Raw genomic sequence first — 22,251 nt, 5'->3', positions numbered from 1 at the left:
AAACGCCCGGTTACATTCCGAACCCGGAAGCTAAGCCTTACAGCGCCGATGGTACTGCAGGGGGGACCCTGTGGGAGAGTAGGACGCCGCCGAACTCCTTTTACAGCTCCGGCTCTTGGGCATACAGCCCGAGAGCCGGAGCTTTTTTGCGTTGAGGTAAGGTCAGGGGGCATCGTCGGTACTTTTCCCCTCTGGAGGCCCCCGGGTGGAGGTCCAGGAGACCCGCGTCCAGACAGACCGGGTCCTCACCATCCCCAACATCCTCAGCATGGCGCGGCTCGTCGGCGTGCCCCTGTTCCTGTGGCTCATCCTGCGGCCCGAGTTCGGTGGGCCGAAGAGCGACGGCTGGGCACTTCTCGTGCTGGCCCTGAGCGGTGTCAGTGACTATCTGGACGGGAAGCTCGCGCGGCGCTGGAACCAGATCAGCAGCCTCGGCCGGCTCCTCGATCCGGCGGCCGACCGGCTCTATATCCTCTCCACTCTGGTGGGCCTCACCTGGCGCGAGATTCTGCCTCTGTGGTTGACCGCTGTACTGCTTGCGCGTGAGCTGGTTCTGCTCGTGATGGTGGGCATCCTGCGCCGCCACGGGTATCCGCCGCCCCAGGTCAACTTCCTCGGCAAGGCCGCGACCTTCAACCTGATGTATGCCTTCCCGCTCCTGCTGCTCAGTGACGGAACGGGATGGATCTCGTCACTCGCTGCTATTTTCGGATGGGCGTTCGCCGGATGGGGTACAACCCTCTATTGGTGGGCAGGAGTCTTGTACGTAGTACAAGTCCGCCGCCTTGTTCGTGCGGACGCCATGGCCGACTGACCCCCTCCGCCCGTTGGTGCTAACCGCGGTCCGATGGCCCGCCCGGGAAAAGTACGGGAGAATTTGGACGGGTGTAGTCGGCTAGACCGTCGTCTCTTCGAGGAGGACGCTTCCGACATGAAGGCCGTCGTGATGGCCGGAGGCGAAGGCACTCGCCTTCGGCCCATGACCTCTAGCATGCCCAAGCCGCTCCTGCCGGTCGCCAACCGGCCGATCATGGAGCACGTGCTGCGGCTGCTCAAAAGGCATGGGCTCAATGAGACCGTCGTCACAGTGCAGTTCCTGGCGTCACTGGTCAAGAACTACTTCGGTGACGGCGAAGAGCTCGGCATGGAGCTCACCTATGCCAACGAGGAGAAGCCCCTCGGTACCGCCGGAAGCGTCAAGAACGCCGAAGAAGCATTGAAGGACGATGCCTTCCTCGTCATCTCCGGTGACGCCCTGACCGACTTCGACCTCACCGAGCTGATCAATTTCCACAAGGAAAAGGGTGCTCTGGTCACGGTCTGCCTGACCCGCGTGCCCAACCCGCTGGAATTCGGCATCACCATCGTCGACGAGGAAGGCAAGGTCGAGCGCTTCCTGGAGAAGCCGACCTGGGGCCAGGTCTTCTCGGACACCGTCAACACGGGCATCTATGTCATGGAGCCCGAGGTGTTCAACTACGTCGAGGCCGACGTGCCCGTCGACTGGTCCGGCGATGTGTTCCCGCAGCTCATGAAGGAAGGCAAGCCGATCTACGGCTATGTCGCCGAGGGCTACTGGGAGGACGTGGGCACCCACGAGAGCTATGTGAAGGCCCAGGCCGACGTCCTGGAGGGCAAGGTCGACGTCGAGATCGACGGCTTCGAGATCTCGCCGGGCGTATGGGTGGCGGAGGGTGCCGAAGTGCATCCGGACGCCGTGCTGCGCGGGCCGCTGTACATCGGTGACTACGCCAAGGTCGAGGCCGGCGCCGAGATCCGGGAGCACACCGTGGTGGGCTCCAACGTCGTCGTCAAGAGCGGGGCCTTCCTGCACAAGGCCGTGGTGCACGACAACGTCTACGTCGGGCAACACAGCAATCTGCGCGGATGCGTCGTCGGCAAGAACACCGACATCATGCGGGCCGCGCGGATCGAGGACGGCGCCGTCATCGGCGACGAGTGCCTGATCGGCGAAGAGTCGATCGTGCAGGGCAATGTGCGGGTCTACCCGTTCAAGACGATCGAGGCCGGCGCCTTCGTCAACCAGTCGGTCATCTGGGAGTCCCGCGGACAGGCTCACCTGTTCGGCGCCCGCGGTGTGTCCGGCATCCTCAACGTCGAGATCACGCCGGAGCTCGCCGTGCGCCTGGCCGGCGCGTACGCCACCACCCTGAAGAAGGGCTCGACCGTCACCACCGCCCGTGACCACTCCCGTGGTGCCCGGGCGCTGAAGCGGGCGGTGATCTCCGCGCTGCAGGCCAGCGCCATCGACGTACGCGACCTGGAGAACGTGCCGCTGCCGGTGGCGCGCCAGCAGACCGCCCGGGGCAGCGCCGGCGGCATCATGATCCGGACGACGCCCGGGGTGCCGGACTCGGTCGACATCATGTTCTTCGACGGCAACGGCGCCGACTTGTCGCAGGGCGGCCAGCGCAAGCTGGACCGGGTGTTCGCGCGGCAGGAGTACCGGCGTGCGTTCCCCGGCGAGATCGGTGACTTGCACTTCCCGGCCAGCGTGTTCGACTCGTACACCGGGTCGCTGCTGCGGAACGTCGACACGACCGGGATCGCCGAGTCGGGTCTCAAGGTCGTCGTCGACGCCTCCAACGGCAGCGCCGGCCTGGTCCTGCCCAGCCTGCTGGGCAAGCTCGGCGTGGACTCGCTGACGATCAACCCCGGCCTCGACGAGTCCCGGCCGACGGAGACCACCGAGATGCGCCGGGCGGGGCTGGTGCGGCTCGGTGAGATCGTGGCGTCCTCGGGTGCCGCGTTCGGTGTGCGCTTCGACCCGGTCGGCGAGCGGCTGTCGCTCGTGGACGAGAAGGGGCGGATCATCGAGGACGACCGGGCCCTGCTGGTGATGCTCGACCTGATCGCGGCGGAGCGGCGCAGCGGCCGGGTGGCCCTTCCGGTGACCACCACGCGGATCGCCGAGCAGGTGGCGGCGTACCACGGCACCCAGGTGGAGTGGACGACCACCTCGCCGGACGACCTGACGCGGGTCGGCGGCGAGGAGGGCACCATCTTCGGCGGTGACGGCAAGGGCGGCTTCATCGTCCCCGAGTTCAGCAGCGTCTACGACGGTACGGCCGCGTTCGTGCGGCTGATCGGTCTGGTGGCGCGTACGCAGCTCACGCTCAGCCAGATCGACGCGCGCATTCCGCGGGCGCATGTCCTCAAGCGGGATCTGGCGACCCCGTGGGCCGTCAAGGGCCTGGTGATGCGGCGGGTCGTCGAGGCGGCCGGAGACCGCCACGTGGACACCACCGACGGCGTGCGGGTGGTGGAGAGCGACGGGCGCTGGGTGATGGTGCTGCCCGACCCGGCGGAGGCCGTCACCCACCTGTGGGCGGAGGGGCCCGACGACGCCTCCGCGCAGGCCCTGCTGGACGAGTGGTCGGCCGTCGTGGACAGCGCCGGACGGTAAGCGTCCCTGCACACGTGCGTGCCGGACAGATGTCCCCAAGGGGGGCCTGTCCGGCACGCCGGTGGGGCCATTCGGAGGAACCCGTCGCGGCGTGCGACGATGTGCGGCATGCCGCAGCAGCCCCCCGTTCGGAGCACACGTACGCCACCGTCGCGTCCGGACGCGTCCATGTCGCTGCTCACCAACGTCATGGACCACAGCCTCGACGACGGCTATGCGGAGGCCGCCGCACGCAAGCAGGCGACCGGTGCGCAGGGCCTGCCCAAGACGCTCAGAGCGAAGCTGGGGCTCGCCGCCGGGCTCGTGCTCGCGGCGCTCGTGGTCACCGTCGGAGCGGCCCAGGCGCGGGTGGCGGCACCGGTCGTCGCCAAGGAGCGCCAGGAGCTGATCGACCGGATCGACCGGGAGACCGAGACGGCCGACGGCCTCGAGGGCACCGTCGACAAGCTGCGCGCGGACGTGGGCGCGCGGCAGCGCGAGGCGCTGAAGTCCACCGGCGGCGGTAGCCAGGCCGAGTTGGTCGGCATCCTGTCGGGGGCGACCGCGGTGCACGGGCCGGGGGTCAAACTGGTCGTCGACGACGCGCAGGAAGCCTCTTCCGGCCAGGCCGGCAACCCGCGGGAGACCAGTGGGTTCTCCGACACGGGCCGTGTCCGCGACCGGGACATGCAGCGGGTGGTCAACGGCCTGTGGGCGTCCGGCGCCGAGGCCGTCGCGATCAACGGGCAGCGGCTGACGGCACTGTCCGCGATCAGGGCCGCGGGGGACGCGATACTGGTCGACAACAAGCCGCTGGTGCCGCCGTACACGGTGCTGGCGGTGGGGGAGGGCGAGCAGCTGAGCACGCGCTTCCAGGACAGCGCGGACGGGCTGTATCTGAACGCCCTGCAGGAGAACTACGGCATCCGGACCAGCATCTCCGTGCAGAGCGACCTCCGGCTGCCCGCCGCACCGAGTGTGATCGTACGTACCGCACAGCCGAGCGCGGGAAAGACTGAGAAGGGCACATCGTGATCGCCGTACTGGGCCTCGTCGTGGGAGTCGTGGCCGGCCTGTTGGTCCGGCCGGAGGTTCCGGCGGTCGTCGAGCCGTATCTGCCGATCGCCGTCGTGGCGGCGCTGGACGCCGTCTTCGGTGGTCTGCGGGCCATGCTGGACGGCATCTTCGACGACAAGGTCTTCGTGGTCTCGTTCCTGTCGAACGTGGTGGTGGCCGCGCTGATCGTCTTCCTCGGCGACAAGCTGGGCGTGGGCGCGCAGCTGTCCACCGGCGTCGTCGTCGTGCTCGGCATCCGGATCTTCTCCAACGCCGCGGCGATCCGACGGCATGTGTTCCGGGCGTGAGGACGATGAGCGACAAGGACGACGAGAAGCCCGAGAACACGCCGCTGCGCCGGGAGCTGCCCGAGGAGGTGCCGGCGCAGGCCTCGGAGGGGCAGGCGCAGGAGCAGGCCCAGGAGCGTGCCGGCGGGGCGCCGGAGCCGGGGCTGACCGGCCGGCAGCGGCTGGTCAAGGGGCTGTGGCCGCCGCGCATCACCCGGGCCCAACTCATCGTGGCGGTGCTGCTGTTCGGCCTGGGCTTCGGCCTCGCCGTGCAGGTCGCGTCCAACAGTGACAGCGACAGCGCGCTGCGCGGTGCCCGCCAAGAAGATCTTGTCCGCATCCTCGATGAACTCGACGACCGCACTCAGCGTCTTGAGGACGAGAAGCAGGGACTCGACAAGCAGCGGCAGGAGCTGGAGAACAGCTCCGACCAGGCCGAGGAGGCCCGCAAGCAGACGGTCGAGAAGGAACGGCAACTCGGCATTCTGGCGGGCACGGTGGCCGCGCAGGGTCCCGGCATCACCATGACCATCGACGACACGAAGGGGACGGTCGAGGCGGACATGCTGCTCGACGCGATCCAGGAGCTGCGCGCCGCGGGCGCGGAGGCGATCCAGGTCAACGATGTGCGCGTGGTCGCCGGCACCTATCTCACGGACTCCGGCAAGTCGGTGAGCGTCGACGGGAACAAGATCACCGCGCCGTATCGTTTCAAGGTCATCGGCAAGCCGCAGGACCTGGAACCGGCGCTCAACATCCCTGGAGGCGTGGTGCAGACTCTGGAGAAGGAGCAGGCCACCGTGACCGTGGAGCGATCGAGCAAGATCGTCGTGGACGCCTTGCGACCGGCGAAGCAGCCTGACTACGCTCGGTCGTCCTCCCAGTGAACCGAGGGTGCATGGGGGGCGTCCGACGAGGGCATGAGGTTGCGGGGGGTCGGCGCACCGAAGGCGTGGTGCGTGGTGGAAACTGTCTGGTGGATACGGACGTTGTGAAGGTGTCCGGGTCGACCGGTGTGTTCAGTCAGGGTTCGTCCTGCCCCACGGGCGGGTCTGTTTCGGTCAAGGGGAATCGCCCGTGAAGTTGTTTGCGAGGTTGTTCGGCAAGAGCGCGCGAGAGGGCAGCGACAGCAACGCGACCGCTCGCCATCGCGCCCAGCCCGACGAAGAGGCGCAGCGTCCGCTGTTCCGGGACCAGGTGGCTGGTCCGGGCGGTGGCATTTCCGGTGGTCAGGGCGCGCCGTCTGTTGACCCTGCCCAGGCCGGCGGCATAGGTTTCGGACAACCGTCAACCTCAGGTACGGGTGGAGGGTTTACGCCCGACCCGTACGCGTCCCATGCCCCGGCGGGGCAGCCGCGGCAGGAGGATCCGTCCATGTCGGCCCTGGTCTGCACGAGGTGCGGTCACCGCAACGCGGAGAACAGCCGCTTCTGCTCCAACTGCGGTGCGCCGCTGCGCGCCGGGGCGGTGCCGGAGCGCTCGTCCGAGACGACGTCCACGATCTCCATCTCCGGTATCGAGGCCTACGACGCCGAGGTCACCGGTCAGACGCAGCTTCCGGCGCTCTCCCCGGAGGCGCAGGCGGCCGTGGACGCGCTGCCGCTGGGCTCCGCGCTCCTGGTCGTGCGCCGTGGCCCCAACCAGGGCAGCCGCTTCCTGCTGGACGGTGAGCTGACGACGGCCGGCCGCCACCCGCAGAGCGACATCTTCCTGGACGACGTCACGGTCTCGCGCCGCCACGTGGAGTTCCGGCGCAGCCCGGACGGCACGTTCACGGTCGCCGACGTGGGCAGCCTCAACGGCACCTACGTCAACCGCGAGCGCATCGACCAGGTCGCCCTGCACAACGGTGACGAGGTGCAGATCGGCAAGTACCGGCTGGTCTTCTACGCGAGCCAGCGGGGCTACTGACCCTCCCTCGGACTGCGTCCGGGGGACACACCCCCAGGGAAGGTCCATGCTTCGAACACCGGGCGGCGGTGCCGGCCACGGCACCGCCGCGGCGGACAGTGGGCTGATGAGCATCGGCACGGTCCTGAACGTGCTGCGCGAGGAGTTCCCCGAGGTCACGATCTCCAAGATCCGCTTCCTGGAGTCGGAGGGGCTGATCGAGCCGCGGCGGACCCCCTCGGGGTATCGCAAGTTCAGTGCTCAGGACGTCGAGCGGCTCGCCCGGGTGCTGCGGATGCAGCGGGACCACTATCTGCCGCTGAAGGTGATCCGGGAGCATCTGGACGCCATGGAGCGGGGCGAGCCGGTGCGGGTGCCGACGCTGGGCCGGCAGCGGGACGGCGAGCAGATGCCCGAGCTGTCCGATGAACCCACGGTCGCCCGTGTGGGCCGCTCCGAGCTGCTCTCCGCCGCCGGCATCGGCGAGCCGGAACTTCAGGAGTGGGAGTCGTACGGCCTGATCGCGCCCATCGAGGAGGGCGTGTACGACGCGGAGGCGGTCACCGTGGCCTCGCTGATCGCCCAGCTCGGCCGGTTCGGGATCGAGCCGCGCCATCTGCGGGTGATGAAGGCCGCCGCGGAGCGGGAGGCCGGGCTGGTCGAGCAGGTGGTGGCCCCGCTCAGGCGTCACCGCAATCCGCAGACCAGGGCGCATGCCGAGGACCGCACCAGGGAGCTCGCGGACCTGACCGTCAAGCTGCACGCCGCACTGGTGCAGACCGCGCTCGGGGTGCGGCTGCGCTGATCCGGCCGGATGCCGGGCGGGGTGTACGAGCGGGCGGCTCGTGAGGTGGCCGGGCGCGCGACATGCGGTGTCCGCACGGGCGCCGGAGGTGACATCCGGGCGGTCCGTGAATGTGATGATCATCCATGCGTTCCGGGCTCGACTACCCAAACGTAGCGGGCACGGCCTAGGGTTGCTGTGTGAACGAGCTCGATGTCGTAGGTGTCCGGGTCGAAATGCCCTCCAACCAACCGATCGTGCTCCTGCGCGAAGTGGGAGGCGACCGCTACCTCCCCATCTGGATCGGGCCGGGGGAGGCGACGGCGATCGCCTTCGCCCAGCAGGGCATGGCCCCCGCGCGGCCGCTGACCCACGACCTGTTCAAGGACGTGCTGGAGGCCGTCGGTCAGGAACTCACCGAAGTGCGCATCACGGACCTGCGTGACGGCGTCTTCTACGCCGAGCTGGTCTTCGCCAGTGGCGTCGAGGTGAGCGCCCGCCCGTCCGATGCCATAGCGCTGGCCCTGCGCACCGGCACGCCGATCTACGGCAGTGACACGGTGCTGGACGACGCGGGCATCGCGATTCCGGACGAGCAGGAGGACGAGGTGGAGAAGTTCCGCGAGTTCCTCGACCAGATCTCGCCGGAGGACTTCGGCACCAGCAGCCAGTAGCCGCAGCGGGCGGGGCGACGAGCGGGGGCCGGCGAGACCGGTCCGCGCCGGTCGCGCCGCGTGGTGCGGCGGTCGACTGCGGCGGCATGTGCCGATGGCGCGTGAGAGCGTCCTACGCTGTGCGCCGAGCGCATTCGGCTAGCCTTTCCCCGCGGTGGGGTACGGGAAACCACTCTTAGGGTGATTATCACTCGGCGTGCCGAGTGTGGCGGTCGTTGACGCACCCCTGGTGGCTGCCTACCTTCGAGAAGGCAGGACGAGGACGGAGGTCGGCGTGGGAAGCAGCGGCGGCGGTAGGGCTGGGGGCGCCCCCGGACGCGGTTTCGGGGGAAGCGCTCCGTATCCGCTTCACAGCAGCGCGGCCGATCACGCTCCGCAGCGACCGACGGCCGTGCCGAGCGGCGGAGAGGCGACGTCCATGGCGTCCGAGCAGATCGGCTACCGCGGTCCGACGGCCTGCGCGGCCGCCGGCATCACCTACCGGCAACTCGACTACTGGGCCCGCACCGGCCTCGTCGAGCCGAGCGTGCGGCCCGCCTACGGGTCGGGGACGCAGCGTCTGTACAGCTTCCGGGACGTCGTCGTCCTCAAGATCGTCAAGCGGTTCCTCGACACCGGGGTGTCGCTGCAGAACATCCGCACCGCCGTCCAGCATCTGCGCGAGCGGGGCTTTCGCGACCTGGAGCGCATGACGCTGCTCAGCGACGGCGCGACCGTGTACGAGTGCACCTCGCCGGACGAGGTGCACGCCCTGCTGCAGGGCGGCCAGGGCATCTTCGGCATCGCCGTCGGCGTGGTGTGGCGGGACGTGGAGCACGCGCTCTCCCAGCTGCACGGGGAGCGAGTGGACACCGGCGAGACCCTCGTCGGCCACAACCCCGGGGACGAGCTGGCGCGCCGGCGCAACCGGGCGGTCTAGCCCGGGGCACGCCCCCGACGGGCACCGGCGTCGGCCGGTCGCCGGGGGGCGTTGTCAGTGGTGTGGTGCAGGATCGGATGTGTGAGGACCGCGCCCACGATTCTGCATCTGGACATGGATGCCTTCTTCGCGTCGGCGGAGCAGGCGTCCAAGCCCAGCCTGCGGGGAAAAGCCGTCGTCGTGGGCGGGCTCGGGCCGCGCGGGGTGGTGGCCACCGCCTCCTACGAGGCGCGGGTCTTCGGGGTCCATTCCGCGATGCCCACGGCTCAGGCGCGCCGGCTGGCGCCGAACGCCGCGTACCTCACCCCCCGTTTCGGCTTCTACCGGGCGATCAGCGACCAGGTGATGACGCTGCTGCGGGCGCTGTCCCCTCTGGTGGAGCCGCTGAGCCTGGACGAGGCGTTCGTGGACCTGGAGGCCGGTGGGGTCGCCTGGGACAGCGATTCCGCGCAGCGGGCGGGGCTGAAGCTGCGCGCGGACATCCGGGAGGTCACCGGACTGACCGGGTCGGTGGGGCTCGCCGCCTCCAAGATGCTCGCCAAGATCGCCTCCGAGCAGGCCAAGCCGGACGGCCTGGTGCTGATCGAGCCGGGCACCGAGCGGGCGCTGCTCGGACCGATGTCGGTGCGGACGCTGCCCGGCGTCGGCCCGGCGACCGGTGACCATCTGCGCCGGGCCGGCATCACCACGGTCGACGAGATCGTGGAGGCCGGTGAGGACGAGCTGGTGCGGCTGCTGGGCAAGGCCCATGGACACGGGCTGTACGCGATGGCACTGGCACACGACGACCGGCCCGTGGTCGCCGAGCGGGAGGCCAAGTCCGTCTCCGTCGAGGACACCTACGACGTGGACATCCACGACCGGCTGCGGATCGGCCTGGAGGTGCAGCGGCTGGCCGACCGGTGCGTGCGGCGGCTGCGCGGCGCCGGGCTGTCCGGGCGGACCATCGTGCTGAAGGTGCGGCGCTACGACTTCTCGACGCTGACCCGGTCGGAGACGCTGCGCGGGCCCACGGACGACCCCGCGGTGGTCCGCGAGGCGGCGCTGCGGCTGCTGGACGCGGTGGACACCACGGGCGGGGTGCGGCTGCTCGGCGTGGGCGTCAGCGGACTCGCCGACTACACGCAGGAGGACCTGTTCGCACAGGCGGCCGGGGAGCGGGCGCGGGCCGAGGCCTTGGAACGGCCGGAGGGGCCGGAGGAGGACGGCGGCGGTCACCTGGGCGGCGGTCGACCGGCGCCGGTCCCTCAGGAGCCGGAGCCGGCCGAGCGGCGCTGGTATCCGGGGCACGACGTGCGGCACGCGCGGTACGGACACGGCTGGGTCCAGGGCAGCGGCCTCGGCCGGGTCACGGTCCGCTTCGAGACGCCGGACTCACCGCCCGGCCGGGTGCGCACGTTCCGCACGGACGATCCGGATCTGGAGCCGGCGGAGCCGTTGCCGCTGGTGCGGCGAAGACCGGGGGAGGAGAGCGCCCAGAGCGCCGAGGGCGCGTGGGAAGCGGAGGGGGTGGCTTCCGGGGCGGAGTCGGGGGGACCGGCCTCGGCGGCGTCAGGGGGGCCGGACTCCCTGGTGCGGGACGAGGGGACAGTCGCGGAGCGGTTGGACCCGCCGGTACGGGCGGAACAGGCGGGCGATGGTCCCCCTGCGCCGGCGGGTGGTCCGACGGGCCAGGCCGACGGCGCGGTGCTCGGGGCGCCGCCGTGGTGAGGGACGGCATCCGGGCCGACGCACTGGGGCGCGCCGGCCGGGCCGTGTCGGACGGCGTCCTCCTCCGGGCGGCGTCCTCCTTCGCACGGCCTCCGTCCGCGCCGCCCGAAACGCTGGCCCGAGCCGGCCTTCCCGGCGGAGGGAGGCTCGGGTTCCGGACGCTGCCGCGCTCGCGTGGTCGCCGTAGCGGAGCCAGGGGCGCGGCAGGGGGAGGCCGGGGTTCCGCGGAAGCTTGGGTTCCGGTGGGGGTGACGGTCGGGTTCCGGTGGGGTCAGGGCTCGTCCGTGCCGGCCACCTTGCCGAAGTCGCGGTCCTGGAGCGGGGGCGGTGCGGCGATGTCGAGACCGTAGTGGTGGTAGAGCTGGAGCTCCTGCTCGGGGGAGAGATGGCGGCCCACCCCGAAGTCCGGGGCGTCCTTGATCAGGGCCCGGTCGAAGGGGACGTGCAGCGCGCCCTCGACCAGCTCGCTCGGCTCCAGCGGGACGAACGCGTCCCTGCTGAACAGGCCCGTTCGTATGGCGGCCCATTCCGGTACGCCCGTGGCGTCGTCGAGGTAGACCTCGTCGACGGTACCGATCTTGACGCCGTTGCGGTCGAACGCCTTGCGGCCGATCAGGTTGCGCGGATCGATCTCGGTCTGCACGGGCCCTCCACTTGGTCGCAACACATCCGTAAGCACTACAAAAGAGCACAATCGAGACGGCGGCCACTCGAAGGCCCGGCGTTGACCTCGCTGGTAGGCTGACAACGGCTGCTGACCCCGTGCGGGAGAGTCCTCCAGACACCATCGGAGGCGCCGAAGGAGCAAATCCTCCCCGGAATCTCTCAGGCCCACGTACCGCACGGACGAGGTCACTCTGGAAAGCAGGGCGGGCGTCACGGCTCCCGCTCTCACCGACGGTGAAAGCCGGGTGCCCTCGGGCGCTCCGGTGAAGCTCTCAGGTCGAGATGACAGAGGGGGAGGCCGTCCGGGTACCCGCGCCGTGGTGCCCCACGAAGGTCGCGTCAGACCAGGAGGCCTCCGCAATGACCGCCCACCGCATTCCGCTCGCCGAGCTCGAGCAGGGGATCCCCTTCGAGCAGCGTCACATCGGCCCCGACCACGAGGCGCGGGCCAAGATGCTCGCCCAGGTCGGGTACGGCTCGCTGGACGAGCTCACCGCCGCCGCGGTGCCGGATGTGATCAAGAACGCCGACGCCCTGGACCTGCCGGGCGCCCGCAGCGAGGCCGAGGTGCTCGCCGAGCTGCGTTCGCTGGCCGACCGCAACCAGGTCCTCGGGTCGATGATCGGCCTCGGCTACTACGGCACGTTCACCCCGCCGGTCATCCTGCGCAACGTCATGGAGAACCCGGCCTGGTACACGGCGTACACGCCCTACCAGCCGGAGATCTCCCAGGGCCGCCTCGAGGCGCTGCTGAACTTCCAGACCATGGTCGCCGACCTGACCGGTCTGCCCACCTCCGGCGCCTCCCTGCTCGACGAGGGCACGGCCGCGGCCGAGGCGATGGCGCTGTCCCGGCGCATGGGCAAGAACAAGAAGGGCCTGTTCCTGGTCGACGCGGACGCGCTGCCGCAGACCATCGCCGTGATCGAGACCCGCGCCGAGCCGACCGGTGTCGAGGTCGTCGTCGCCGACCTGAGCGAGGGCATCCCGGCCGACATCGCCGCCCGTGAGATCAACGGCGTGCTGATCCAGTACCCGGGCGCCTCCGGTGCCGTACGCGACATCAAGCCGGTCATCGACCAGGCGCACGAGCTCGGCGCGCTCGTGACGGTCGCCGCCGACCTGCTGGCGCTGACCCTGCTGAAGTCGCCGGGCGAACTGGGCGCGGACATCGCGGTCGGCACCACCCAGCGGTTCGGCGTGCCGATGGGCTTCGGCGGCCCGCACGCCGGCTACATGGCCGTCCACGAGAAGTTCGCGCGCAGCCTGCCCGGGCGGCTCGTGGGCGTGTCCGTGGACGCGGACGGCAACAAGGCCTACCGCCTGGCGCTGCAGACGCGCGAGCAGCACATCCGCCGTGAGAAGGCCACCAGCAACATCTGCACCGCCCAGGTGCTGCTCGCGGTGATGGCCGGCATGTATGCCGTCTACCACGGTCCCGACGGCCTCAAGGGGATCGCGCAGCGCACGCACCGCTACGCCGCGATCCTGGCCGAGGGCCTGAAGGCCGGCGGCGCCGAGGTGGTGCACGGCTCCTACTTCGACACCCTGACCGTGCGCGTGCCCGGCCGGGCCGACGAGGTCGTGGCCGCCGCCCGGGACAACGGGGTCAACCTGTACCGCGCGGACGCCGACCACGTCTCGATCGCCTGTGACGAGACCACCACCCGCGAACAGCTCACCGCCGTGTGGAACGCCTTCGGTGTCGAGGGCGACGTCGAGGCCCTGCACGCCGTCGCCGGTGAGGCGCTGCCGCAGGACCTGCTGCGCACCGACGCCTACCTGACCCACCCGGTCTTCCACCAGCACCGCTCCGAGACGGCGATGCTGCGCTACCTGCGCAAGCTGTCCGACCGTGACTACGCGCTCGACCGCGGCATGATCCCGCTGGGCTCCTGCACGATGAAGCTCAACGCGACCACCGAGATGGAGCCGGTCACCTGGCCCGAGTTCGGCCAGCTGCACCCCTTCGCGCCCGCCGAGCAGGCCGAGGGCTACCTCACGCTCATCCACGAGCTGGAGGACCGTCTCGCCGAGGTCACCGGCTACGACAAGGTCTCCCTGCAGCCCAACGCCGGTTCGCAGGGCGAGCTCGCCGGTCTGCTGGCCGTGCGCGGCTACCACCGCGCCAACGGCGACGACCAGCGCACCGTCTGCCTCATCCCCTCCTCGGCGCACGGCACCAACGCCGCCAGCGCCGTGATGGCCGGCATGAAGGTCGTCGTCGTCAAGACCGCCGAGGACGGCGAGATCGACGTCGAGGACCTGCGGGCCAAGATCGAGCAGTACCGCGACGAGCTCGCGGTGCTGATGATCACCTACCCGTCCACGCACGGTGTGTTCGAGGAGCACGTCGCCGACATCTGCGCCCAGGTCCACGAGGCGGGCGGCCAGGTCTACGTCGACGGCGCCAACCTCAACGCGCTCGTCGGCCTCGCCAAGCCGGGCCACTTCGGCGGCGACGTCTCCCACCTGAACCTGCACAAGACGTTCTGCATCCCGCACGGCGGCGGCGGCCCCGGCGTCGGCCCGGTCGCGGTGCGCGAGCACCTCGCGCCGTATCTGCCGAACCACCCGCTGCAGCCCACCGCCGGCCCGGAGACGGGTGTCGGCCCGATCTCGGCGGCCCCCTGGGGCAGCGCGGGCATCCTGCCGATCTCGTGGGCGTACGTCCGCCTGATGGGCGGCGAGGGCCTCAAGCGCGCCACCCAGGTGGCCGTGCTGTCCGCGAACTACATCGCCAAGCGCCTCGAGCCGCACTACCCGGTGCTCTACACCGGCCCCGGCGGCCTGGTCGCGCACGAGTGCATCATCGACCTGCGCCCGCTGACCAAGGCGACCGGCGTGAGCGTGGACGACGTGGCCAAGCGCCTCATCGACTACGGCTTCCACGCGCCGACGATGTCCTTCCCGGTGGCCGGCACGCTGATGATCGAGCCGACCGAGTCCGAGGACCTGGCCGAGCTGGACCGGTTCTGCGAGGCGATGATCGCCATCCGTGCGGAGATCGAGAAGGTCGGCTCCGGCGAGTGGCCCGCCGAGGACAACCCGCTGAGCAACGCCCCGCACACCGCGGCCGCGCTCGTCGGTGAGTGGAAGCACGCCTACAGCCGCGAGGAGGCCGTCTTCCCGGGCGATGTCTCGCCCGCGGAGAAGTACTGGCCGCCGGTGCGCCGTATCGACCAGGCGTTCGGTGACCGGAACCTGGTCTGCTCCTGCCCGCCGCTGGACGCGTACGAGGACTGAGCGCGCCGCAGGGCCGTGTGAGCCGTGGCCGAGGGCCCCGTCCGGTTGTCCGGGCGGGGCCCTCGCCCCTGTCACGCCGGGATCGCGAGTGATCCCGCCGGGCTACGCCGTCGCCAGCGCCACCTCCGTCGCCTTGATCAGGGCGATCACGTCCGAGCCGACGAAGAGGCCGAGGTCCCTCGCCGCGTCCCGGGTGATCGCCGCCGTCAGTTCGCCTCCGGGGACGGAGATCCTCACCGACGCCATGGCGGCGCCGGTCGTGAGGCCGATCACCGCGCCGGGGAGCTGGTTGCGGATCGACAGGCCCTCCACCCGGTGGGTGGCGACGGAGACCTCGGTCGACTTCACCAGGGCGCGGACCGCGGAACCGGGGGCGAGACCGAGGTCCTCGGCGGCCTCCGTGGTGATGGCCGCGGTGAGTTCCTGCCCGCCGACGAGGCGCAGTTTGACCATCGCCATGGCCTCGCCGGGGTGTACGGCGGTGACGGTGCCGGGGAGCTGGTTGCGGATGCTCAGGGTCATGGCGCCTCACCGTAGCGCCGCGGCCCGCTCAAGCCGGGTATGCGTGGGTCTGCGTCGCTTTGACCGTCGCCCAGACCGGCGCACCCGGATGCAAGTCGAGTTCGGCCGCCGCGACCGTGGTGAGGTCGGCGGCCAGCGCCAGCTCGCCGCCCAGGTCGGCGCGGATCTGGTCGCCGTGCGTCTCCAGACCGGCCACCTCGCAGCGCCACAGGTTGCGGGCGCTGGCACCGGTCGGGCGGTCCCGGTGCAGGGTGACCGCGCCGGGCGGGAAGGCGACGAAGACGTCACCGGTGAGGTCCTCGGTGGTGGTGATCCGCGGGCCCGCCTCCAGCGTGACCGTGTGGCCCGCGGCCCGGCCGCGGTAGAGGTTCAGGCCGACCAGCTGGGCGATGTAGTCGGTGCGCGGATGACGGGCGATGTCGGCCGGCGTGCCCTCCTGCACCACCCGGCCGTGCTCGATGACGACCAGCCGGTCGGCGAGCACCATCGCGTCCAGCGGGTCGTGCGTGACGAGGACGGCCACCGCCTCGAACCCGGCGAGGTGGCGGCGCAGCTGGGCGCGCACCTCCAGCCGGGTACGGGCGTCCAGCGCGGCCAGCGGTTCGTCCAGCAGGAGCAGCCGGGGACGGGTGGCGAGCGCGCGGGCGAGGGCGACGCGCTGCGCCTGGCCCCCGGACAGCCGGCGCGGCTTGGCGCCCGCGTGGCCGACCAGGCCCATCCGGTCCAGCCAGACGGCGGCCTCGGCGCGGGCCTGCGCCTTGCTCGCACCCCGGCAGCGCGGCCCGAACGCCACGTTGTCCAGGGCCGTCAGGTGCGGGAAGAGCAGGTAGTCCTGGAAGACGACGCCGACCGGCCGGGACTCGGGCGGCGTTCGATCCAGGTCGGCGCCGTCGAGCCGGAGGCGGCCCCCGGTGAGCGGGACGAGGCCGGCGAGGGCGCGCAGGGCGGTGGTCTTGCCGGCGCCGTTGGGACCGAGCAGGGCGACGACGTCTCCGGGCGCCGCGCTCAGGGCCACGTCGAGGCGGAAGGAGCCGCGGTCGACGACCAGACGGGCGTCCAGGCCCTCGGTGCTGCGGGCGCCGGCGGCGGTCGCCGGCTGTGCGGTGTCGGTCATGAGGCGGTCATCCATCGGTCGCGCAGCCCCGCCAGGACGGCCACGGACACCGCGAGCAGGACCAGGCTGAGCGCGATGGCCGCCGCCGGGTCGTTCTGCAGCGCGAGGTAGACCGCGAGGGGCATGGTCTGGGTACGGCCGGGGAAGTTGCCGGCGAAGGTGATCGTGGCGCCGAACTCGCCGAGCGCCCGCGCCCAGGCCAGCACCGCGCCCGCCGCGACGCCCGGCGCGATCATCGGCAGGGTGACCCGGCGGAAGGCGGTGAACCGCGAGGCGCCCAGGGTCTGCGCGGCCTCCTCGTAGCGTCGGTCGGCGGCCCGCAGGGTGCCCTCGACGCTGATGACGAGGAACGGCATCGCCACGAACGTCTCCGCGAGGACGACGCCCGTCGTGGTGAACGGCAGCGTCACTCCGAACCAGGAGTCCAGCCACTGCCCGATGACGCCGTTGCGCCCGAGGGCGAGCAGCAGCGCGACACCGCCGACCACCGGCGGCAGGACCAGCGGCAGGGTCACCAGCGCACGGACCAGGCCGCGGCCGGGGAACTCGGTGCGGGCCAGCAGCCAGGCCAGGGGCACGCCGACGAGCAGACTCAGCGCCGTCGCCGCGGTGGCGCAGATCAGGGACAGCTGGAGCGCCTGCCACACCTGGGCGCTGGTGAGCTGGTCGGGCAGGGTGCTCCAGGGGGCGCGGATCAGCAGCGCGACCAGCGGCAGCACCAGGAACGCCAGCCCCAGCAGGGCGGGCAGCAGCAGCGGCAGCGGAACGCCCGTGCGGGCGCGGGGGCGCCGCGGACCGCCCTCGAGGGTGTCCGCGGCGCCGGTCTTGCCCAGGGAGGTCACGGCTTCAGGAACCCGGCCCCGGTCAGCACCTTCTGCCCCTCGGGGGACTTCACCAGGTCGATGAAGGCCTGGGCCGCGGCGGCGTTGGGGGCGTCCTTCAGCAGGGCGATCGGATAGTCGTTGACGGCCTTGGCGGACTCGGGGAACTCCACGCCCTGCACCTTCTCACCCGCGGCCTTCACGTCCGTCCGGTACACGACGGCGGCGTCGGCCTCCTTCAGCTCGACCTTCGTCAGGGCGCTCTTGACGTCCTGCTCGTAGGAGACCGGGGTGAGGGCGAGACCGCTCGCCTTCAGGGCCTTCTGCGCGGCGGCGCCGCACGGCACCGTCTTGTCGCACAGCACGACCTTGAGGCCGGACTGGGTGAGGTCCTTCAGGGAGGCGATCTTGTCGGGGTTGCCCGGCAGGGTGGCGATCTCCAGCTGGTTGCGCACGAAGGTGACCGGCGCGGCGGCCGTGTCCCCGGCGTCCGAGACGATCTTCATCGTCTTCGGGCTGGCGGCGGCGAACACGTCGGCGGGGGCGCCGCCGGTGATGCTGGCGGCGAGGGAGTCGCTGCCGCCGAAGTTGAAGCTGACCTTGGCGCCCGGGTGGGCCTTCTCGAACTCCTGGCCGAGGGCCGTGAAGCTCTCCTTGAGGGAGGCGGCCGCGAAGACGGTGACCGTGCCGTCCACCTTCGGCGCGGACGAGGCGCCGGACGTGGCCGTCGCGCCGGAGCCCGTGGAGCCCGAGGCGTCGGAGGTGCCGGAGGACGAGGAGCAGGCGCTCAGGGCCAGCAGGGCGGCGGCCGACGCGCCGACGATCGACAGGCTCCGGCGGGCGGGACGGGTGATCACGAGTTGACTCCCTCGGTGCTCAGGGGGGAGGCAGCCCGCAGGCCCCTCCCATGCGCCGATCATACTGACGCATCTGCCAGGGGGAAGTCTGCTGTCTCATCGCATGAGCCAAGGCCCGTCGCCGTGCGGGTGGCATGTGCGTTCGTACGGTGCCCGGCTCCCGTGTCTGCTGCGAGCGCCCCGTCCGTACGGCGTCGGCGCCCCCGGCGGGCGGCGTCGGCGTCAGGTTCTGTCGATGTGTACGTTTGTCGACTTCACGCGGGCCGTGGCCTCCATGCCGACCTCCAGGCCCAGCTCCTCGACGGCCTCGCGGGTGAGCAGGGAGACCAGCCGGTGGGGGCCCGCCTGGATCTCCACCTGCGCGGCGACGTCACCGAGCTTGATGGCCGTGACGATGCCGGGGAAGGCGTTGCGCGCGGAGGTGTACGGCGTCTCCTCCTCGCCGGTGCCCGCCTTGGCGAGCTCCACGGAGAACGCCGCGAGGTCCCGTCCGTCGATCAGCCGCCGTCCGCTCTCGTCGCGGTGGGTCGTCACGCGCCCGGCGTCCGCCCAGCGGCGTGCGGTGTCGGGGCTCACGCCGAGGAGCCGGGCTGCCTGGCCGATGGTGTAGGACTGCATGCCGGTCACGATAAGGGCGCCGGCGGGGCGCACCCCGCGCGGGGCGGCCGGTGTCAGCCCGTGTGGACGCGGGGACGTCGCACACGGTTCGGCTCCGCCTCGCGCAGCACCTCGCGGGTGACCGGTGCGACCTCGCCCTGCCCGAAGAGGAAGAACCGCAGGAAGTTGCGGAACGGATTGCCCTCGGTCCACTCGAAGTAGATGTGCGGGGTGCAGCCGGTGGCGTCCCGGACGTGCAGCAGCAGCGCCGCCAGGGCGTTGGGCACGGAGGGCGACTCCAAGGTGAGGACGCGGTAGCGGCCGTGCAGAACCTCGCCGCGCACGGTGAGGCCGCCCTCGAACTCGGAGGGGTCGGTGACCGTGACCTCGGCGAAGACGAAGTCGTCCTGCTCCGGCATGTCGTTGTCGGCGCGGATCTGCTCGATCTTGTCGCGGTACTCGGCCTTGTCGCGCCGGTCGGGTTCGTTGGCGATGAAGCGCATCTTCCGGCTGGCCATGTCCCGTATGAACCGCTCGGCCATCGGGTCGAGCGTCACGCTGGTCACGCGCAGCTCGAAGGCGCGCAGCAGGCGCGACAGCAGGGAGATCAGGATGATGCCGGCGATGAAGCAGGCACCGATCTTCACGCCGTCCGGGCGCTCGATGACGTTGACGACGGTGGTGTAGAGGAACACCGCGGAGATCACCCCGAAGGCGATCGTCCAGCCGTGCTGGCCGGCCTTGCGCGCGGCGATGGTCACTGCGATCGCGGCCGAGCTGATCAGCACCAGCACACCGGTCGCGTAGGCGCCGCCCTGCTTGTCCACGTTGGCGTCGAAGATCCAGGTGACCAGGAAGGCGACCAGCGTGAAGACGAGGACCATCGGGCGGACGGCCCGGGCCCAGTGCGGGGCCATGCCGTAGCGCGGCAGGTAGCGCGGCATCAGGTTGAGCAGGCCGGCCATCGCGGAGGCGCCGGCGAACCACAGGATGGCGATGGTCGAGATGTCGTAGACCGTGCCGAAGGCGCCGCCCAGGTACTCGTGCGCGAGGTAGGCGAGCGCGCGGCCGTTGGCCTGGCCGCCGGGTTCGAACTCGTTCTTCGGGATGAGCAGGGTCGTGATGAAGCTGGTCGCGATCAGGAAGCAGCTCATGATCACGGCGGCCGTGGTCAGCAGCTTCCTGGTGTCCCGGATCCGGCCGGCCGGGTGGGCCTCGGTGTCGCCGGCGTCGCCCTTGACGTGCGGCATGACCGCGACGCCGGTCTCGAAGCCGGACAGGCCGAGGGCCAGCTTGGGGAAGACGACCAGGGCCACGCCGACCATCGCAAAAACGTTTCCGTGCTCGGCGGTCAGGGCGTGGGCCCAGTCGGTGACGACATGTTCGGCGGTGAGGACGTGCCAGAAGCCGACGATGACGACGACCACGTTGAGCAGCAGATAGGTGCCGACCAGTGCCACCGCGACGCCGATCGCCTCCAGGAAGCCCTTGAGGAAGACCGCGCCGAGCAGGGCCACCAGCAGCAGCGTGATCAGCATCTGCTTGTCGTGCAGCGCGCTGGTCAGGTGCGGGTTCTCCACCAGGTGGGTGGAGGCGTCGGCCGCCGACAGGGTGATCGTGATCAAGAAGTCGGTGGCGGCGAAGCCGAGCAGGGTGAGCACGAAGAGTTTGCCCTGCCAGAACGACAGCAGCCGCTCCAGCATCGCGATCGAGCCCTCGCCGTGCGGGCTCTCCTTCGCCACCCGGCGGTAGACGGGCAGTGCGCCCGCGAGGGTGACGATCACCAGCACGATGGTCGCGATGGGGGAGAGCAGGCCGGCCGCCAGCGCGGCGATGCCGGGCTGGTAGCCGAGGGTGGAGAAGTAGTCGACACCGGTCAGGCACATCACCCGGTACCAGCGCTGCCCCTTGTGCGGGGGCTCCGGCGTGGCGTGCGGGCCGGTATGGCTGCCGCCCTTGCCCATGTCGGAGAGGCCCTCCAGCATCCACGCCCGCAGGCGGCTGGGAGGAGGGTGCTCGGTGGTGGCCATCGGGGTTGCTCCTGAGGTGCGGCTCAGCGTGAGGTTCGGCCATCACGCGGTCAGCGGCACCAGCGTATGCACAGCGTGAGGTGCGGGCCCTCGGATCAGGGGCCGGGGAGCGTCAATCTTGCGTTAAGACTGGCCGCGTCGGCGGGGGATGTGCCGCCGGTCACACATTGGGCCGGACGGGGGAGGCGCCCGTGGAGCGGGCCGGGACGGCAGCCCTTCGGCGGAGGGCGTCCGAGGTCCTGGGCTCGGCAGGCCGCGGCGGAACGACGGTGGCGGCGCGCCCGCGCCTGCCGGCAGGGCGGGGGCTTGGGCGAGGGACGCCGGGATGGGCTCGCGGCGCCCCTCGGGCCCGGAACGCGCGTCGACGGGGAGGCCGGCGTGTCCGGGAGCGCCGCGGCCGAGCCTGCCCGCGACGCCGGTCGGTCGGGGTGCCGGGCGCTGTGCCCGCCGCTCATGCAAGCCGCCGGTGGGGGCGGGGACAAGTCCCGCGGCGCCTTCTCTTACGGCCTTCTGACGCGGACGGGGCCGCGTCGCTGCCGTACGGCACGCCCCTGGGCCACGCCTCTGGCGTCTGCGCCAGGCCGGTCAGTCGAGGCCGGAGAGGTGGAAGACGGTGCGGGCGTTCTCGCCGTCGACGCGCTCGGTGAGCCGGCGCAGGGCCTCGCCCCCGCACCGCAGGAAGCCGCCGGCCCGCGCCCCGAGGGCGTCCTGCTCGACGCGGTACCAGAGGTCGGGGTTGTCCACGAAGACAGCGGGGTCGAGTTCGACGCGGCCGCCCAGCGCGTCGTTCAGGATCAGCCGGTGGGAGACGCCGTCGTGCCACCGCACGGACACCAGCAGGTCGGTGCGCACGCTGCGGGTGCCGAGCAGCCGGCGGGTGGTGAGCCAGCCTTCGCCGGCCGTGACGCGGACCGGGTACAGCACGACGAACAGCAGCACGGCCAGCGCGAGCCAGAAGACCCCCCGCCACGGGGTGAGCGTGCCGGCCGCCCCGTCGACGAGGAGCAGCAGGGCCAGCAGGGCGGTGGCGCAGCGGACGGCCCTGCGCGCGTCGGCCCGCCAGCTGCGGTCGCACACCGGGCCACCGTGCCCGCGGTCCGGTTCCCGGGCCCGGTCCCGGGTGTTCCCGGTGTCGTCACGAGGTCCCATAAGGCCGACGGTAAGCGCTCCCGGGCCCGGTGCATCCCGCCTTGACAGGACGCTGACGGCAGGGACCGCCGTTTTGACGCGGTGACTGCGCACGGGCCGGTGACTGCGCCCCGGGCACCGCGGGAGCGTCGCAGCAGCTTTGCGCACTGCCGGGCCGTCGGGGCAGCGTTCCGCATTCGCCGGGCCGTCGGCGCAGCATTCCGGCCGCTCGGGCCGTAAGAGAGCCGTCAACGGCGAGCCGGGCCGCGTCAGGGAGATGTCAACGCAGGTCGGAAGCGGTCGGGGAGGGGCTTTTCTCGAACCGTTCCTGTCCGCCCCACCTCACCTGGAGTCCACGATGGCCGACCTGGCCTTCGTCCTCGCCACGCTCGCGGCCTTCGCGCTGGTGGCCCTCGTCGCCAAGGGGGTGACGAAGCTGTGACCGCCGAGAACGTCGTCGGCCTGGTCGTGGCCGTCGCCCTGCTGGGCTATCTCGTGCTCGCCCTGATCTTCCCGGAGAGGTTCTGACGGTGCCCTCAGCTGC

At 71.2% G+C, this 22,251-nt stretch carries 21 protein-coding genes, 1 rRNA gene and 1 riboswitch; of the genes, 14 read left to right on the top strand and 8 right to left on the bottom strand.

Going from position 1 to position 22,251, the window contains the following annotated elements:
• The 11 genes from rrf to ACF1AL_RS06710 form a co-directional block, all read left to right on the top strand.
• Positions 1-95, top strand: a 5S ribosomal RNA gene (gene rrf / locus ACF1AL_RS06760); the annotation flags it as partial.
• A gap of 110 nt (positions 96-205) precedes the next feature.
• The gene (locus ACF1AL_RS06755; RefSeq protein WP_366839109.1) at positions 206-814 is read left to right on the top strand and encodes a CDP-alcohol phosphatidyltransferase family protein; all 609 of its coding nucleotides are present in this window, start codon (positions 206-208) and stop codon (positions 812-814) included.
• Between the two features lie 117 nt (positions 815-931).
• Positions 932-3,427, top strand: a complete 2,496-nt coding sequence (locus tag ACF1AL_RS06750) for a mannose-1-phosphate guanyltransferase (protein WP_366839108.1) — start codon at positions 932-934, stop codon at positions 3,425-3,427.
• 99 nt (positions 3,428-3,526) lie between these two features.
• Positions 3,527-4,441: a DUF881 domain-containing protein gene (locus ACF1AL_RS06745; RefSeq protein ID WP_386419916.1), complete on the top strand. Its 915-nt coding sequence runs from the start codon at positions 3,527-3,529 to the stop codon at positions 4,439-4,441.
• The gene (locus tag ACF1AL_RS06740) at positions 4,438-4,770 is read left to right on the top strand and encodes a small basic family protein (protein ID WP_003988855.1); all 333 of its coding nucleotides are present in this window, start codon (positions 4,438-4,440) and stop codon (positions 4,768-4,770) included. The genes ACF1AL_RS06745 and ACF1AL_RS06740 overlap by 4 nt, the downstream gene beginning before the upstream one ends.
• A 5-nt stretch (positions 4,771-4,775) precedes the next feature.
• Entirely contained in the window at positions 4,776-5,636 is an 861-nt protein-coding gene (locus ACF1AL_RS06735; RefSeq protein ID WP_391779175.1) for a DUF881 domain-containing protein, read from the top strand.
• Between the two features lie 190 nt (positions 5,637-5,826).
• On the top strand, positions 5,827-6,660 hold the full coding sequence (locus tag ACF1AL_RS06730) for an FHA domain-containing protein (RefSeq protein ID WP_366839104.1): 834 nt from the start codon (positions 5,827-5,829) through the stop codon (positions 6,658-6,660).
• A 46-nt stretch (positions 6,661-6,706) separates the two neighbouring features.
• A complete protein-coding gene (locus tag ACF1AL_RS06725) occupies positions 6,707-7,444 on the top strand; it encodes a MerR family transcriptional regulator (protein ID WP_391696311.1) in 738 nt (245 codons plus the stop codon).
• Between the two features lie 179 nt (positions 7,445-7,623).
• Positions 7,624-8,097, top strand: coding sequence for a bifunctional nuclease family protein (locus ACF1AL_RS06720; protein ID WP_190897230.1), 474 nt, complete (start codon positions 7,624-7,626; stop codon positions 8,095-8,097).
• A 274-nt stretch (positions 8,098-8,371) separates the two neighbouring features.
• Positions 8,372-9,016, top strand: a complete 645-nt coding sequence (locus ACF1AL_RS06715) for a MerR family transcriptional regulator (protein ID WP_366839102.1) — start codon at positions 8,372-8,374, stop codon at positions 9,014-9,016.
• A gap of 81 nt (positions 9,017-9,097) precedes the next feature.
• Positions 9,098-10,726: a DNA polymerase IV gene (locus ACF1AL_RS06710; RefSeq protein ID WP_391779174.1), complete on the top strand. Its 1,629-nt coding sequence runs from the start codon at positions 9,098-9,100 to the stop codon at positions 10,724-10,726.
• A 271-nt stretch (positions 10,727-10,997) separates the two neighbouring features.
• On the opposite strand, the gene ACF1AL_RS06705 is transcribed toward ACF1AL_RS06710, so the two are convergent.
• Positions 10,998-11,369 carry a PRC-barrel domain-containing protein gene (locus ACF1AL_RS06705; RefSeq protein ID WP_366839100.1) on the bottom strand — a complete coding sequence of 124 codons (372 nt, stop codon included), beginning with the start codon at positions 11,367-11,369 and terminating at the stop codon, positions 10,998-11,000.
• Between the two features lie 112 nt (positions 11,370-11,481).
• Positions 11,482-11,577: riboswitch (glycine riboswitch) on the top strand.
• Between the two features lie 175 nt (positions 11,578-11,752).
• On the opposite strand from ACF1AL_RS06705, the gene gcvP reads away from it, so the two are divergent.
• Positions 11,753-14,638, top strand: a complete 2,886-nt coding sequence (gcvP, locus tag ACF1AL_RS06700; RefSeq protein ID WP_391696314.1) for an aminomethyl-transferring glycine dehydrogenase — start codon at positions 11,753-11,755, stop codon at positions 14,636-14,638.
• Between the two features lie 102 nt (positions 14,639-14,740).
• Here the strand turns inward: gcvP and ACF1AL_RS06695 are convergent, their stop codons facing one another.
• The 7 genes from ACF1AL_RS06695 to ACF1AL_RS06665 all read right to left on the bottom strand — a co-directional run bounded on the left by ACF1AL_RS06695 (position 14,741) and on the right by ACF1AL_RS06665 (position 21,728).
• The gene (locus tag ACF1AL_RS06695) at positions 14,741-15,160 is read right to left on the bottom strand and encodes a molybdopterin-binding protein (protein WP_391779173.1); all 420 of its coding nucleotides are present in this window, start codon (positions 15,158-15,160) and stop codon (positions 14,741-14,743) included.
• Positions 15,161-15,188: 28 nt separating this feature from the next.
• Positions 15,189-16,274 (bottom strand): ABC transporter ATP-binding protein, encoded by a 1,086-nt coding sequence (locus ACF1AL_RS06690; RefSeq protein ID WP_391779172.1) that lies wholly within the window; start codon positions 16,272-16,274, stop codon positions 15,189-15,191.
• Entirely contained in the window at positions 16,271-17,116 is an 846-nt protein-coding gene (gene modB, locus ACF1AL_RS06685; RefSeq protein ID WP_366839096.1) for a molybdate ABC transporter permease subunit, read from the bottom strand. Before modB ends, ACF1AL_RS06690 begins: the two co-directional genes overlap by 4 nt.
• Positions 17,113-17,949, bottom strand: a complete 837-nt coding sequence (gene modA / locus ACF1AL_RS06680; RefSeq protein WP_391779188.1) for a molybdate ABC transporter substrate-binding protein — start codon at positions 17,947-17,949, stop codon at positions 17,113-17,115. Before modA ends, modB begins: the two co-directional genes overlap by 4 nt.
• Positions 17,950-18,174: 225 nt before the next feature.
• Positions 18,175-18,570, bottom strand: a complete 396-nt coding sequence (locus tag ACF1AL_RS06675; protein WP_366839095.1) for a helix-turn-helix transcriptional regulator — start codon at positions 18,568-18,570, stop codon at positions 18,175-18,177.
• Between the two features lie 53 nt (positions 18,571-18,623).
• Positions 18,624-20,579, bottom strand: a complete 1,956-nt coding sequence (locus ACF1AL_RS06670) for an amino acid transporter (protein ID WP_391696323.1) — start codon at positions 20,577-20,579, stop codon at positions 18,624-18,626.
• Positions 20,580-21,164: 585 nt separating this feature from the next.
• Positions 21,165-21,728 carry a hypothetical protein gene (locus tag ACF1AL_RS06665; protein WP_386419912.1) on the bottom strand — a complete coding sequence of 188 codons (564 nt, stop codon included), beginning with the start codon at positions 21,726-21,728 and terminating at the stop codon, positions 21,165-21,167.
• Positions 21,729-21,984: 256 nt separating this feature from the next.
• Between ACF1AL_RS06665 and ACF1AL_RS06660 the strand changes: the two genes are divergently transcribed.
• Together ACF1AL_RS06660 and kdpF are read left to right on the top strand one after the other, a co-directional pair.
• A complete protein-coding gene (locus ACF1AL_RS06660; protein ID WP_386583803.1) occupies positions 21,985-22,149 on the top strand; it encodes a hypothetical protein in 165 nt (54 codons plus the stop codon).
• Positions 22,146-22,235, top strand: a complete 90-nt coding sequence (gene kdpF, locus ACF1AL_RS06655; RefSeq protein ID WP_009326374.1) for a K(+)-transporting ATPase subunit F — start codon at positions 22,146-22,148, stop codon at positions 22,233-22,235. Before ACF1AL_RS06660 ends, kdpF begins: the two co-directional genes overlap by 4 nt.
• Positions 22,236-22,251 lie beyond the last annotated feature (16 nt).

Source organism: Streptomyces sp. NPDC014801 (assembly GCF_043082085.1).
Lineage (GTDB): Bacteria > Actinomycetota > Actinomycetes > Streptomycetales > Streptomycetaceae > Streptomyces.
Note: the sequence above shows the minus strand (reverse complement) of the source record. Positions and strands in the feature narration are given on the sequence as shown.